The following is a 13261-nucleotide window of genomic DNA, read 5'->3' on the forward strand; positions in this document are numbered from 1 at the left end:
TAAGCCGGACATGCGGTTCGGCACATAAGGAAACCACATCATGACTGATATCAGACACTTGCCGCTGCGGGTGCTTTTCTGCTGCGGTGTCACCCAGAATTTCTTTGACTTGCCGCGTGAGCAGACAGGCGAAGTGTGGCAGGCCTACGGCAAGATGCTCAATGCCGTCGAAGCAATGGAAGGCGTACGAGTACTGGGTGTGATGGATGACGACCGGCTCGTCGTCGGCAACGCCGAAGGCGCTCCCTGGACCTTCTATCTCATGGCCGACGTCGCGGACTTCGACACCGCCGTTGCGGTCTGCAATCTGTATCGCACGACGCCTGTGGGCGAATACAACCTTTGGCGCTACGGCAAGATCGAAGCGCGCGTCGGCCGCGCGCTGACGGTCCCGCCCGCCGTTACCAACGAGGCGTGAAACCATGACGGACAAGATCATTGAGAGCCTGCAGACACGCCTGCGCGCGCTGGAAGCGCAGAATGCCGTGCGCAAAACCATCGCGCGATACATGGCGCTTTGCGATGTGCCTGCACGCGCACTCGAAGGTGAGTCGCTTGCGGCGCTCTTTAGCGATGTGGCCGTGTGGGAAGGTATCGGTCCGCAGTATGCGGACAAGTTCGGACGCTTGCAGGGGCCGAGCGCCATCGTCACGATGTTGCAACGCTATCTGCCGCCCACGCCGCACTTCGCGACGAACGTCCACTTCCTGACGAGCGAGCATATCGAAGTGCAGGGCGATACGGCGAAGGGCCGCTGGATCATGCTGCAGGCGTCGCGCTATGTCCATGCAAAAGCCGAACTCATTGCTGCGCGGCTCGAAGTGGATTTCACGCCGTCGCCGCACAACGAAGACATCTGGCTGATCCGTCATTTTCGTACCGAGCGCCTTTTCGACGCGCCCTGGCAGATCAACCCCGCGCACGGAGTGCATGCATGAGCGCCTTCCTGCAGAGACTCGATCTCGCGTTGCACGCCGCAGCCGATGCGCCCACCATTGCGATCAAGGACAGCATCGACGTAGCGGGCTATCCGACGACCGCGGCCAGCCGGGCTCTCGCCGATGCACCGCCCGCGCCGCGCCATGCACAAGTCGTCCAGCGCCTGCTGGACGCCGGCTGGCGCATTACGGGCAAGACGAATATGCACGAACTCGCGTTCGGCATGACAGGCATTAACGACTTCACTGGCACGCCTCTCAACCCGCAAGATCATGCTCGTATTCCCGGTGGTTCGTCGAGCGGATCCGCATCGGCGGTGGGATTGCGCCTCGTCGATGCTGCGCTCGGCACCGATACCGGCGGCTCCGTGCGCTGCCCTGCGGCATGCTGCGGTGTGATCGGTCTGAAGCCGACCTTCGGGCGCGTCTCGCGCGAAGGCGTCGCGCCGCACCAGACGTCGCTCGATTGCGTCGGCCCGTTTGCGCGGGACATGAACACGGTCATCGACGTGATGCTCGCAATCGATCCGTCATTTCATGGTGGCCGGGCACGTCGCGAGGTGACGGGGCTGCGCGTCGCGCTGCCCGACGTCGAAGCAGACGGCGAAATCCGTCATGCCGTCGCTGCTGCCGTCGCACACAGCGAACTTGCGTCGCGCACAGTGCAACTCGAATACATGCGAGATGCCTTCACCGCCGGTCTGGCCGTCATCAACGCCGAGACATGGCGTGCGTTCGGCTATCTGGTCGGCAGCGGGTTGCTTGGGCCGGACATTCTCGCGCGCCTCAACGCCGCCGCGAACACGCCGGCCTCGGAGCTGGACGCAGCCGAGCGCATTCGCCACCGCTTCACCGATGAGGTCGACCGCGTGCTGGAAGACGCGGACATTCTGATCCTTCCGACCATGCCATCACTGCCCATTACGATCGAGGCCGCACGCACCGGCACGTCGGTGATCGCAATGTCGTCGCTCATTCGGCCTTTCAATCTGAGCGGGCATCCGGCGCTTACGTTACCGGTTCCGATCGAAGGAGCGTCGTTGAAAGCCGGACTGCAGATCGTCGGTCGCAAAGGCGATGACGAGACGGTTTGCGCGGTCGCCGCACACATCGAAGCGACGCTCGCTTCCAACGCATAAAGAAGGAGCGGAAGTCATGTCGAAGAGAGTCGTACTCGTGACCGGCGCCGCGCGCGGATTGGGCGAAGCGCTAACGCGCCGCTTCCACCAGGCCGGCTACAACGTCGCGCTAGGCGATATCGCTGTCGATGCCGCAGAGGCACTCGCGCGCGAGCTGAGCAGCGACGGATCAGGCGCCTTCGCCGTGAAGCTCGATGTGACGAAAAAGGCGGACTTCGAGGCCGCGCGCGATGCCATCCTCGACCGCTGGGGTGCGGTCGACGTGCTCGTGAACAACGCGGGCGCGTCCAAAGTCGTACCGGTAATGGAAATCACCGCCGGGCAATTCGACGACGTAATATGCGTCAACCTTCGCAGCGTTCTGTTCGGCTGCCAGGTGTTCGGCCAGCACTTCGCGACGCGAGGCGCGGGGCGCATCGTGAACATCGCCTCTCTCGCGGGACAGAACGGCGGCTCTGCGACCGGCGCGCACTATGCCGCCGCCAAAGGCGGCGCTCTTACGCTGACCAAAGTCTTTGCGCGCGACCTCTCCGCACACGGCGTCACCGTCAACGCGATCTCGCCGGGCCCGCTTGATCTGCCCATCGTGCACGAAAGCGTGCCGGCAGAGACGCTGGACAACATCATTGCGCGCATTCCGGCTGGACGCCTCGGTTCCGCGAGTTACATCGCGGATGTGGCCGTGCTGCTGGCTTCCGCCGACGCCTACTTCGCCAACGGCGCGTGCTGGGATATCAATGGCGGACTCTTCATGCGCTGAGCGCCAACCGACACGGTGTGCTCGTACAGGCACGTTTTCATCGAATCCAACCTTGCTGGATAGCATCAAGCCGGAGTCACACACATCATGTCCGCACAGCCCACTCCCGTTCAGTCACAGATCGATCCGCTGCGTCAGCAGTTCCGGCAAGCGATGGCGCATCTGGGTGCAGCCGTCAATGTCATCACCACGGCAGGCGCACACGGCCGATGCGGCATTACCGCCAGCGCGGTTTGCTCCGTGACCGATACGCCGCCCACACTGCTCGTCTGTCTGAACCGCTCGAGCGCAATGCATGCGGTATTCGATGGTAATCGCCATGTATGCATCAACGTGCTGCCTGCCAATCTGGAAGACATGGCGCGACACTTCGCGGGCATGACGGGTTTGTCGATGGAAGAGCGCTTCCAGCTGCCGGAGTGGTATGAAGGACTCAACGGCGTGCCCGTGTTGCGCGGCGCGCTCGCGAGCTTGCAGGGAAGAATTGTCGAAGCGAAGGATGTCGGCTCGCATGCGGTGCTGTTCGTGGAGACGACTGAGATCAGAGTGCGCAGCGACGGTGACAGCCTGATCTATTTCGACCGCAACTTTCACCGCGTGCCGCGCGCGTGGAAGGGCGCAACCGGTCGCTGAACGGACCTTGCGCCAGTTGCGCTTTGTCATGCGGGCAGCGAGACGCTTACTGCGTCACCAGGGCCAACAGTCGCCGACACGACTGCCGGTTGACGAGCCCAAGCGGTCCGTCGAAACCCCGTACTTTCGAAGGCCGCTTGCATCCTGAACCATCGGACGGACTCACGCGGAGATGCAGTTCCTTTCCCCCGCTCTCGATGCCGGACAGACTTGAGCAAACTTGCGGATGATCGTGCTTCGTCGAGGTATTGCCCTGCCGACCGGACGCTCGCCCGACGTTCCGGCATCACTCGCGGCCGCCGCTCAAAGCTGGGCACGAACGCGGTGGATTCGCGAAGTCCGTATCAACTGCAAAAAGGCTTGCAGGATTGGGGAGTTGTCCCCACGACGATAAAGACAGGACAACTCGATTTCCCGCAACTGTGTCGATCTGAGCGGGCGGTACACAACGCCCGGCAGCCGAAGATTGACTGCCGATTCCGTGGTCACGCAAATGCCGAAACGGCTCGCAACCAATGCGATGCACGTCACCACGTCCTCGACTTCCTGCTCAACACGCAGTTGCACATTCTCGGCGCGAAACGCAGCGGCCACTTCCTGCGCGAGGCCATGCACAGGCGCGTTCGGATAAAGAATCATTCGCTCGTTGTCGAGATCCCGCAGCGTCACCGACTTCTTCGCGCACAGCCGATGTCCTTCGTACAGCGCGACCAGAAACGGTTCTCTCAGAACCCAATCAACCGCGATATCGGGTTCGTCGGGCACGAGACGATTGAAACCGATCGTGATGCGCCGCTCACGCAGCGCACTGATCTGCTCAGCCTTGGACATATTGTGCAAGCCAATTTTGACCTCGGGCCGTTCGGTATGAAACGCGGCGAGCAGCCGCGGAATGACGTTCAGAATCCCCGAACTGAAAATGCCGACGTCGAGCCGTCCCAAGTAGCCTTGGCCAGCCAATTGAGTCTGTTCCTCCGCACGCCGCGCAAGAGCCAGGATATTGGGCACCTCTTCCATCAACGCGCGACCCGCCTCGGTCAGCTCGGCGCCCTTCGTGGTTCGGACGAACAGTTGCGTACCTAGTTCCTGTTCGAGTGCACGGATGTTACGTGTGAGCGGCGGTTGCGCCATGTGCAGACGTTCCGCCGCCCGTCCGAAGTTCGCCTCCTCTGCTAGCGCCATGAAATAGCGCATCTGCTTCAGGTCCATATTTCCTCCAGGTACTGCGCAATCTCCGATACCCATTCGGTATCAATACGGGTCCAAACGGTATTGGACCGTCATGGCTTGCATCGTACATCATGACCTCGCTCATATCACGTCAGGAAACGAGTCATGCCAATCATCCACATCTCGCTCGTCGAGGGCCGCGACGCCCAAGCCGTCAAGGCGTGCCTTAAGGCAATCGCCCGCACCGTGCACGAAACCCTCGGCGTGCCCCTGGACAGCATTCGGGTCTTTGCAAACGAGGTGCCGTCGACACACTGGGCAATAGGCGAGCGTACCAAGGACGAACTCGGCGCCCCTGCTCTGGAGAATGGCAAATGACGCCCCTCCTTATCAAGGAAGCAGCTGCTGCGCTTGCAACTGCTCAGCGCAGCGGCAAATACCTCGCACCGTTGCGCGAAACGTACGATCAACTGAGTATCGACGACGCATACGCGATCCAGCGAGTGAACACCGAGCGTCGACTGGCCGAAGGCCGCCGCGTCGTCGGATGCAAAATCGGCCTCACATCGGTCGCCGTGCAGAAGCAGCTCGGTGTGGACCAGCCCGACTTCGGCATGCTCTTCGACGATATGGGGTATGGCGATGGAGAGCCGATTCCATCATCGATACTCACGCAGCCCAAGGTCGAATCCGAAGTCGCATTTGTCATCGGACGTGACATGACGATGGACAACCCCACTCAGGTCGACGTGCTCAACGCTATCGAGTACGCGCTGCCTGCGCTGGAGATTGTCGGCAGCCGAATAGCGGACTGGAATATTCGCATCACCGACACGATTGCGGATAACGCGTCCTCGTCGGCGTACGTGCTCGGCACCATCCCACGCAAATTATCTGAGTTCGACCTGCGCTTGTGCGGCATGGTGATGGAGCGACGCGGCGAGCCAGTATCGGTCGGCGCAGGAGCCGCCTGTCTGGGAAATCCTGTCAATGCGGTTGTCTGGCTGGCCCGGACGATGGCATCGCTAGGCCAGCCCTTGAAAGCCGGAGACCTGGTGCTTTCAGGCGCCCTCGGACCCATGGTCTCCGTCGTCCCCGGGGACGTGTTCGAAACTCGCATCCACGGACTAGGGTCCGTGCGCGCCGTGTTCGAACCGCTATCAAACAACGAGGTGCGCTCATGAGCAACACTGCCGAACTCGCCAAGCTGCTCGACGATGCGGCACTAAACGCAACGGAGGTCACGCGTTTCGATCGCGAGGGCCGTCTGTCACTTGATGAGGCATACCGTATTCAAGCCGAATCGATCCGCCGTCGACTCGACCGCGGTGAACGCCGCGTCGGTGTGAAGATGGGTTTTACCAGCCGGGCCAAGATGGTCCAGATGGGTCTGTCCGATGTGATCTGGGGAAGACTGACCGATGCAATGCAGATCGAGGAAGGGACAGCGATTGATCTTTCGCGCTTCATTCATGCCCGCTGCGAACCGGAAATCGCTTTCATACTGAAGCGGCCGCTCGAAGGGAATGTCACGGGACCTCAAGCCCTCGCGGCAGTGGAAGCGATCGCTCCGGCGATCGAAATCATCGATTCGCGCTACAAGGATTTCAAGTTCTCGCTGCCTGAAGTGATTGCAGACAACGCGTCCTCTAGCGGTTTTGTTATCGGCGCCTGGTGCGATCCGAAGATCGACTTTTCTAACCTCGGACTGACAGTGAGCATCGACGGGCGGGTCGTCCAGGTAGGATCCACCGCAGCGCTGCTGGGTCATCCTTTACGTTCGCTCGTAGCCGCCGCCCGTTTATCAGCGGAGGCTGGCGAGCCCCTTCAGGCCGGATGGATTGTCATGGCGGGCGGTGCTACGCCGGCGGAGTGGATCAAGCTAGGGCAGTACACGTCAGTCGATATGGAGCAGCTCGGCAGTGTTGGATTTCACGTCGCGGCGTGACCCCAAATCTCGGAGTGGATATGAACGAAAAGGTAAAAGTTGCGATCATCGGTCCCGGCAACATCGGGACCGACCTGATGATAAAGGTGATGCGCAACAGCCAGCACCTCGAAATGGCTGCGATGGTGGGTGTAGACCCGAAATCGGATGGGCTCGCGCGCGCTGAACGGATGGGCGTTGCGACGACAGCGGAGGGGATCGACGGGCTGTTGAAACTCGATGTGTTCAAGAACATCGATATCGTCTTCGACGCCACGTCGGCCAGTGCGCACAAGCATCACAACGATGTGCTGCAAAAGCACGGCGTGCAGGTTATCGATCTGACACCGGCTGCGGTTGGCCCATATGTGATTCCGGCGATCAATCTCGAGGCCGAAAATGCGTCCAACATGAACATGGTCACGTGCGGCGGTCAGGCGACGATTCCGATTGTTGCAGCCGTGTCGCGTGTCGCGAAGGTCCACTACGCGGAAATCGTCGCCTCTATCTCGAGCAGATCTGCAGGGCCGGGCACGCGGGCAAACATCGACGAATTCACTGAGACCACGCGTAGCGCAATCGAGACGCTGGGTGGCGCAACTCGCGGCAAGGCAATCATCGTGCTCAATCCAGCGGAGCCGCCATTGATCATGCGCGATACGGTGTTTGTATTGTCCGATCTGGTAGATGTGAACGCGGTTGAGGACAGCGTCGCACAGATGATTACCAGCGTGCAGGCTTATGTTCCCGGTTATCGCCTGAAACAGAAGATTCAGTTCGACATCGTCTCGCCGGAAAAGCCGCTGAACGTGCCGGGTCTCGGTGTAAAGCACGGGTTGAAGACGTCGGTATTCCTCGAAGTAGAAGGCGCCGCCCATTACCTGCCCTCGTACGCGGGCAATCTCGACATCATGACGTCCGCCGCGCTCGCGTGCGGCGACATGATGGCGCGCCGACGCCTCGCTGCCGGCGTGGTCCGAGGCCAGAAGGAGCCTATTCAATGACATCGCTCGACAAGAAACTCTATATCTCCGACGTAACGTTGCGTGATGGCAGCCACGCAGTCCGTCATCAATACAGCATTGCCAACGTCCGGGCAATCGCGAGGGCGCTTGATGAGGCCGGTGTCGACAGCATCGAGGTCGCGCACGGCGATGGCATCGAAGGGTCGAGTTTCAACTACGGTTTTGGTGCGCACAGTGACGTCGAATGGATTGCTGCAGCGGCGGAAAGCGTCAAAACCGCGAAGATAGCGACGCTGCTGATTCCCGGCATTGGCACCATCCATGATCTTCGCAACGCATACGATGCAGGCGCACGCGTCGTGCGCGTCGCCACGCACTGCACCGAAGCCGACGTGTCCCGCCAACATCTCGAATTTGCTCGCGAACTCGGCATGGATTCCGTCGGATTCCTGATGATGAGCCACATGACCACGCCGCAGAAACTTGCGATGCAGGCGAAGCTGATGGAGCGCTACGGCGCGACCTGCGTCTATGTCGTGGATTCGGGCGGCGCACTTGGCATGGCGGACATCCGGGACCGTTTCCGCGCTTTCAAGGACATATTGAACCCAGAGACCCAGACCGGTATGCACGCACACCATAACCTGAGCCTTGGCGTCGCGAACTCGCTGGTCGCCGTCGAAGAAGGTTGCGATCGCATCGACGCGAGTCTTGCCGGGATGGGTGCGGGCGCAGGAAACGCACCGCTTGAAGTGTTTATCGCCGCAGCGCAACGTCTGGGCTGGAATCACGGCTGCGACCTGTACCGCCTGATGGACGCGGCCGACGATCTGGTGCGTCCGTTGCAGGATCGTCCAGTGCGCGTTGACCGGGAGACGCTGGCGCTCGGCTATGCCGGCGTGTACTCCAGCTTTCTGCGGCACGCCGAACTTGCTGCAAGCAAGTATGGTTTAAAGACAGTCGATATCCTCGTGGAACTCGGCCGGCGCAAGATGGTTGGTGGCCAGGAAGACATGATCGTCGACGTGGCTCTGGATCTTTTGAGCCACGGCGCACACAAGCGTGATAGAAGCGCATTACATCGTGCATAGATATCGGGCCGTAGCAACAGCGCTTGCGACCGGATTATTCGGTCCAATGCCTGCTACGCGCAGATGCTGCAATTGACCGGCGACGAGCCAACGACGATATGTACGAGTTTACAGCCCCTTTTCAAGACCCGTCCGGTTCACCGATTCGTGAGCTGTTCAAGTATCTTGCCGAACCCGGGATGATTTCATTCGCAGGCGGTTATCCAGCTAGCGACCTTTTTGACGTCGACGGTTTGGCATCTGCCCAAAAGCGCGCTTACCGGAATTCGAACCGCTGTCTGCAGTACGGACCGACGGACGGACTGCCTGAGCTAAAGAGTGAGCTGGTAAATCTGATGGCCCGTCGCGGCGTAACCTGTGAGCCGGGCGAACTGCTCGTGACGACGGGTTCCCAGCAAGGACTGGATTTACTGTTGCGCGTTCTCGTCGCGCCAGGCGATGTTGTAGTCACCGAACAACCAGCTTATCCCGCGACGTTGCAGGCCCTGAAGCTTCAACATGCCCAGATCGTTACGGCGCAGGTAGATGGCCATGGCATCGATGTAGAAAACCTCGCTGCGCATCTTGAATCGGGAGCAGTGCCGCGACCGAAGCTGCTGTACACGGTGCCAACATTCGCGAACCCGACCGGCGCAACCATCACGCGGGAACGACGCATCGAATTGCTCAAGCTTGCTGTCAAGTACCGGTTCGTTATCGTTGAAGACGACCCATACGGCGATCTGCGTTTTTCGGGAGACACCGTCCCATCAATTCTTGCGTTGACGGCGGAAGTCGAGGGTTCGCGCGACTGGGTGGTCCATTTTGCAAGCCTCTCAAAGATTGTCGCGCCGGGAGTGAGAGTGGGCTGGTCAATTGCGCCGGCTGAAATCACGCGACGTTGTGTCATCGCGAAGCAGACGGTGGACCTATGTAGCGCTCCATGGACCCAAGCGATCGCGGCGGAATATCTGGCGGACGGCGCTCTGGAGCGCCATCTGCCGCGCATCACCACGACGTATCGACGCAAGTGTGACGCGCTGTGCAATGAACTGCGCTGGCAACTGGACGATGCCATTCAGTTTCATCAACCCGAAGGCGGGATGTTCGTGTGGGCGCGAATCGAAGGTATCGATTCATCGGAACTCCTCTGGCACGCAATCGAAAACAAGGTCATCTTCGTCCCAGGTAAGGCGTTCTTCGCCGATAAGCTGGACGTAGCATCACTGCGTCTTTCATTCGCTGCCCCCGGCGTTGAGGAGATTCAGGAAGGCGCAAGGCGGCTGAAGCGTGCGTATGAAGCAGCACTCGCAGCGGGCACATCATCGGTCCAATCCTCCGGGTCGTAAAGGAACGGGAAAAGAAGGTTTGATGCGGTGAAGCGGATCTCCGCCCACACGTAGTCGCTCGTTAACATCCGGCCCATCTCGGCCCGCTAGCACAAAAAACAAGGTGTAAACACGTTTCACCAATAATCCAGATCAACTGTGGAGGTAGACATGCAGGATTACTCATTAAAAAAGAGCCTCAAGCAACGACACATCACGATGATCGCGCTAGGCGGCGTCATCGGCGCAGGTCTGTTCGTCGGCTCCGGCTCCATTATTGCAACCGCCGGACCCGCGGCGATTCTGTCGTACCTGATCGGGGGCGTCATGGTGACGCTGGTCATGTTCATGCTCGGCGAAATGGCGTCCCGCAATCCTGACAGCGGCTCGTTCTCCACGTATGCGAACAGCTATCTCGGCGAATGGGCCGGCTTCGCAGTCGGCTGGCTTTACTGGTTCAAGTCGATGATTACGATCACCGTGGAGGCGATCCTGCTCGGCGCGATCCTTCACGACTTCCTGCCATGGCTACCGGTCCCGGCTGGCGCGCTGTTCATGCTGATCGCGCTGATGGCGACCAACGCGTATTCGGTGCGCGCGTTCGGCGAAGCCGAATACTGGCTGTCGTTTGCGAAGGTCGCAACGATCATCGTGTTCATGGTGCTCGGCGCGTCGATCCTGTTCGGCCTCCAGCCGGGCATCCCCGCGCCGGGGCTCCTGAACCTGACTGACCACGGTGGCTTCATGCCCAACGGCATTTCGCCCGTGATCTCCGGCGTGATGGTCGTGATCTTCTCGCTTGGCGGCAGCGAAATCGCGGCAGTGGCCGCAGGTGAATCCGAGAACCCGAGCAAGAACGTGATCCGCGCCATCAAGAGCGTGATCTTACGCGTGATGGTGTTCTACGTCGGCTCGGTGTCGATTTTGATCCTGTGCATGCCTTGGACCGACAAGGCCAATCTGAAATCGCCGTATGTCTCGCTGTTCAGCATGGCGGGATTCACCGGCGCGGCCGTTGCGATGAAGATCGTGCTCTTCGTGTCGTTCATGTCGGTGATGAACTCGTTCCTGTTCTCCAATTCGCGCATGCTGTTCTCGCTGAGCCAGCGCGGCCATGCGCCCGCGATGTTCGGCCGCACGAACGCGAAAGGCGTGCCGATGAACGCGCTCGTGCTGTGCCTCGTGGTTTGCGTGTCGATCCTCGGCATTCACTTCCTGAGCGGCGGCGACCTGTTCCTGATGCTCGCGAAGAGTAGCGGCGCGTTCGTCATGATCGTGTGGATCTTCATTATCGTCGCGCACTTCGCGATGCGCCGGCAGACGAAGCACGAGCAACGCGACCCGGCTTCGTTCCGTGCATGGTTCTATCCAGTGTCGAACTGGGTCGCGCTGCTTGCGCTGGTCGCCGTACTCGGGTCGCAGGCATTCAACCCGGAATCGCGCTTCCAGTTCTGGTTCGCGGTATCGACGGCGCTCGCGATCGTCGCGTGGTACTACGTGCGGCGCAGGCATCCGTCGTTCGGGCAGACGTCCGGCGCGAAGGTGCGCTGACATTGCGGCCCCCGGGCGGGCATTCAGCCGAATAGAACGACCTCGTGCGCCATGCCGTTCATGAGCAGGTGTGCGACGGTCGTTCGGACGACCTCGAACGAGTGTTTACCGGCATCTCCAAGTGGGTCGACATGCCTCAAGGAGCCTCTCTCAACGAGCCGACCCTGCCACGCGGATTCAGTCCGCGAAAATTCCACGAGCAAAAGGTCGCAGCGTAAGGTACTGCGTTTCCCGGACTTTAAATAGCCGAATGCGATTTTTGAACTGATTCGTGCCGAACTCTACTCAGCGCTTTCTTTGCAAACTCCTCATTCCAAAGGACGAAAAACGTCATCGAACTTCGAGAGATCGGGCATCTTCATAAGCGGCTGCTGATCGAGCGTGGCGATATACGCTCTCCAGTCCGACATGATGCGGTCCCGCTCGGCGTCCGGGCAATATGGAACGTGGTAACCCACAAACGGCTCGACGACATCGAATCCGACATATCCAAGGGTGCCTTGAAAGAAGTGACGCATCATGCCGCGCACGAGTTCGCCGTGCAATGCGCGTGGACCGAACATATGATCGCGGCCGCCCAGTGTGATCGCAGTCACCGCCCTCTTTCCAACCATGCTGCCGCGCTCATAGATTCGCTTTCCGCCATAAAACGCACCGGATAAGAACACCCGGTCGATCCAGCCTTTCAGTATGGCGGGCGTCGAGAACCAGTAGACAGGAAAAACGAATACCACTGTATCGGCCGCGAGAACCCGGTCCACTTCGCGCACGATATCGGCATTCAACGTGCCCTGTTTCAGCCCGTGGCGCTGTTCCAGCGAGTAGACAAGATAGTCGGGATCGGATCGCGACTCGAAGTCGTTCGCAGAAGCGACCGGATTGAAACGTTGTGCATAGAGGTCAGATAGCGTCACCGAGCAAGACCGGCCTTCGAACTCTTCGATAGCCGCGTGAGCCAGGGCCGTGCAGAAAGATTTCGGCTCCGGGTGAGCATGGACGATCAGGACATTATTCATTCGACCTCTCCAGATTGCTTACCGGAATAGCGAACGCGATTGGCCGCTTCTGGAATCAGAACGTTCAGCGCCTCGAGTTCGAACGACGCTGCCTGTTTTGCGCTCCGATGCGCACCGTCATCAATCAGTCGCCGTATTTGCCGCATGACGTGAGGCTGTTTGTCCGCGATCTCTGCGGCGTATGCCTGCGCCAGGACGTCGACCTCGGAAGAGTCCGCCAGCCGCGATATAAATCCCGCTGAAAGTGCTTCCTCTGCACCGATCACTCTCGCGGACATCAGCCAGTCGCGCGCACGAAGATCTCCCACCCGTCGCGCAAGCACTGCGCTGGCGCCAGCCTCGGGAACGATACCTAGCCGAGCGAAGGGAAAACAGAATGTCGCCGAATGGGATGCAACGACGTAGTCGGCACTCAGAAGCAAGGTCGCCCCGAACCCTACCGCAGCACCGCGCACGGCCGCGGTGAACGGCTTATCGAGCCCGAGAAGCGCCGTTATACACCGTATGATCGCGCCATTTTCGGGCTGAGGCCAAAGCGTCGCGAAAGCTCCGATATCATGCCCCGCACAAAAACAGTCGGACGTTCCTTTAATTAGCACGGAGGCAACACGGTCGTCGGACCGGGCCTGGACGAATGCGTCGGCCAGCGCGCCGAACATTGACTCGTCCAACGCATTGCGCTTCTCAGGTCGGTTCAAGCTAATGGACATGACACCGTCGAGCCACTGCACGGAAACACGTTGGTTCATTCGTTTCCTCCTCCT

15 protein-coding genes are annotated in these 13261 nt (G+C 60.1%); 12 read left to right on the forward strand and 3 right to left on the reverse strand.

The genetic code is table 11. From position 1 onward, the window contains the following. Positions 1–40: 40 nt before the first annotated feature. The 5 genes from H281_RS0108580 to hpaC all read left to right on the forward strand — a co-directional run bounded on the left by H281_RS0108580 (position 41) and on the right by hpaC (position 3470). Positions 41–418 (forward strand): hypothetical protein, encoded by a 378-nt coding sequence (locus H281_RS0108580; RefSeq protein WP_020066686.1) that lies wholly within the window; start codon positions 41–43, stop codon positions 416–418. Between the two features lie 4 nt (positions 419–422). Continuing rightward, entirely contained in the window at positions 423–938 is a 516-nt protein-coding gene (locus H281_RS0108585) for a nuclear transport factor 2 family protein (RefSeq protein WP_020066687.1), read from the forward strand. Continuing rightward, positions 935–2077 carry an amidase gene (locus H281_RS0108590; protein ID WP_020066688.1) on the forward strand — a complete coding sequence of 381 codons (1143 nt, stop codon included), beginning with the start codon at positions 935–937 and terminating at the stop codon, positions 2075–2077. Before H281_RS0108585 ends, H281_RS0108590 begins: the two co-directional genes overlap by 4 nt. A 16-nt stretch (positions 2078–2093) precedes the next feature. Beyond that, the gene (locus H281_RS0108595; RefSeq protein WP_020066689.1) at positions 2094–2837 is read left to right on the forward strand and encodes an SDR family NAD(P)-dependent oxidoreductase; all 744 of its coding nucleotides are present in this window, start codon (positions 2094–2096) and stop codon (positions 2835–2837) included. Between the two features lie 87 nt (positions 2838–2924). After that, the gene (gene hpaC / locus H281_RS0108600) at positions 2925–3470 is read left to right on the forward strand and encodes a 4-hydroxyphenylacetate 3-monooxygenase, reductase component (protein WP_020066690.1); all 546 of its coding nucleotides are present in this window, start codon (positions 2925–2927) and stop codon (positions 3468–3470) included. Positions 3471–3773: 303 nt separating this feature from the next. Here the strand turns inward: hpaC and H281_RS0108605 are convergent, their stop codons facing one another. Continuing rightward, complete coding sequence (locus H281_RS0108605) at positions 3774–4679, reverse strand: LysR substrate-binding domain-containing protein (protein ID WP_020066691.1); 906 nt, start codon at positions 4677–4679, stop codon at positions 3774–3776. Between the two features lie 126 nt (positions 4680–4805). On the opposite strand from H281_RS0108605, the gene H281_RS0108610 reads away from it, so the two are divergent. The 7 genes from H281_RS0108610 to H281_RS0108640 all read left to right on the forward strand — a co-directional run bounded on the left by H281_RS0108610 (position 4806) and on the right by H281_RS0108640 (position 11481). Then, a complete protein-coding gene (locus tag H281_RS0108610) occupies positions 4806–5018 on the forward strand; it encodes a tautomerase family protein (protein ID WP_020066692.1) in 213 nt (70 codons plus the stop codon). After that, the gene (gene mhpD, locus H281_RS0108615) at positions 5015–5824 is read left to right on the forward strand and encodes a 2-keto-4-pentenoate hydratase (protein ID WP_020066693.1); all 810 of its coding nucleotides are present in this window, start codon (positions 5015–5017) and stop codon (positions 5822–5824) included. Before H281_RS0108610 ends, mhpD begins: the two co-directional genes overlap by 4 nt. Then, positions 5821–6588: a 2-keto-4-pentenoate hydratase gene (locus tag H281_RS0108620; RefSeq protein ID WP_020066694.1), complete on the forward strand. Its 768-nt coding sequence runs from the start codon at positions 5821–5823 to the stop codon at positions 6586–6588. The genes mhpD and H281_RS0108620 overlap by 4 nt, the downstream gene beginning before the upstream one ends. 20 nt (positions 6589–6608) lie before the next feature. Further along, positions 6609–7571, forward strand: coding sequence for an acetaldehyde dehydrogenase (acetylating) (locus tag H281_RS0108625; RefSeq protein ID WP_020066695.1), 963 nt, complete (start codon positions 6609–6611; stop codon positions 7569–7571). After that, positions 7568–8623, forward strand: coding sequence for a 4-hydroxy-2-oxovalerate aldolase (gene dmpG, locus H281_RS0108630; RefSeq protein WP_020066696.1), 1056 nt, complete (start codon positions 7568–7570; stop codon positions 8621–8623). The genes H281_RS0108625 and dmpG overlap by 4 nt, the downstream gene beginning before the upstream one ends. Before the next feature lie 98 nt (positions 8624–8721). Continuing rightward, the gene (locus H281_RS0108635; protein ID WP_020066697.1) at positions 8722–9951 is read left to right on the forward strand and encodes an aminotransferase-like domain-containing protein; all 1230 of its coding nucleotides are present in this window, start codon (positions 8722–8724) and stop codon (positions 9949–9951) included. Between the two features lie 150 nt (positions 9952–10101). Continuing rightward, a complete protein-coding gene (locus H281_RS0108640) occupies positions 10102–11481 on the forward strand; it encodes an amino acid permease (RefSeq protein WP_020066698.1) in 1380 nt (459 codons plus the stop codon). A 308-nt stretch (positions 11482–11789) separates the two neighbouring features. Here the strand turns inward: H281_RS0108640 and H281_RS0108650 are convergent, their stop codons facing one another. Then, positions 11790–12497: an NAD(P)H-dependent oxidoreductase gene (locus H281_RS0108650; RefSeq protein WP_020066700.1), complete on the reverse strand. Its 708-nt coding sequence runs from the start codon at positions 12495–12497 to the stop codon at positions 11790–11792. After that, positions 12494–13246, reverse strand: coding sequence for an enoyl-CoA hydratase/isomerase family protein (locus H281_RS0108655; RefSeq protein ID WP_020066701.1), 753 nt, complete (start codon positions 13244–13246; stop codon positions 12494–12496). Before H281_RS0108655 ends, H281_RS0108650 begins: the two co-directional genes overlap by 4 nt. Positions 13247–13261: the final 15 nt, after the last annotated feature.

The sequence above is a fragment of the Paraburkholderia caledonica genome (assembly GCF_000383275.1).
GTDB classification, from domain to species: Bacteria; Pseudomonadota; Gammaproteobacteria; order Burkholderiales; family Burkholderiaceae; genus Paraburkholderia; species Paraburkholderia caledonica.